Origin of the sequence: Bartonella sp. AC70YNML (assembly GCF_042196545.1) — a bacterium.
Taxonomy (GTDB): domain Bacteria; phylum Pseudomonadota; class Alphaproteobacteria; order Rhizobiales; family Rhizobiaceae; genus Bartonella.
The window spans coordinates 1-991 of the sequence record NZ_JBHIQK010000047.1; the positions used below are offsets into that span (position 1 = coordinate 1).

The window sequence follows — 991 nt, forward strand, 5'->3', positions numbered from 1 at the left end:
ATTATGCTATTCAGGATGTTCGGAAAGAAGCAAGACAAGCTGCTGCTATTGGTCTAGCGGTGTCCAACTTACGTTACAATGATGCACCAGGAAAGTTAAGTGTTGCATTTGGTAGTGGTATATGGCTCAATCAGTCCGCATTTGCTCTTGGTGCTGGTTATACATCTGAAGATGGAAATATCCGCTCTAGTCTATCTGTGACAAATGCCGGAGGGCACTGGGGTGTCGGTGTAGGATTAAGCTTAACTCTAAATTAATAAAATTCACTACGATTATTTTCAAAAACGCTCCTGTCTATACGAGACAAGGGCGAAAAGAGTTACACGATTAAAAGAACGGCTCTCACAAATAACAAAGTCAGCATTAATATTGAAAATAAAAAAAGAGAAAATGTATGAAGAGTGGTGTGTTTTACGCAAATTTGACAGAATTCGTGGAGGGGGGTAGTTGGTTGTTACATGACAGTAAGCAGCGGATAAGACAGTTTTTGATGATGCAAAAAAAATGTAGATAAATACTTTTCTGAATCCAAGGATAATGCGATGAATAATGGTGTTAACGAATCGTAATCCTCCACCGATATGAAATTTGAAATGTTTAGTTATGCCATTGAAGATGTTCGGAAAGAGGCAAGACAAGCAGCGACTGTTGGTTTGGCAGTGGCAGGTTTGCGTTATAACGATACACTAGGAAAGTTAAGTGTTGCATTTGGTAGTGGTATATGGCTCAATCAGTCCGCATTTGCTCTTGGTACTAGGTTATATATCAGAGGATGGCTTCATTTGCTCTAATATATCCGCAACAAGTTCTGCGGAGATTAGAGAAGAGGTGTTGGCTTAAGATTAAAGCTGCGTTGATGATAGCAAGGGATTCTTTTAACGACATTTATTCTTATTTTATTAAAATGAGTGTGAATATTTTTTTACAGATTCACAGTATTTATCTAGAGATAAGCATAATATTTGATGACACTATAAATTTTGAGGTTTTA

The 991-nt window shown here is 37.4% G+C and carries 1 protein-coding gene and 1 pseudogene; both read left to right on the plus strand.

Features of this window, described 5'->3' with window-relative positions; genetic code table 11:
• Positions 1–257: YadA-like family protein (locus ACFIMU_RS08665; protein WP_375607607.1), on the plus strand; the 257-nt coding region annotated here is incomplete at its 5' end.
• Positions 258–575: 318 nt separating this feature from the next.
• A pseudogene (locus ACFIMU_RS08670) lies at positions 576–840 on the plus strand (YadA-like family protein); the annotation flags it as partial.
• Positions 841–991 lie beyond the last annotated feature (151 nt).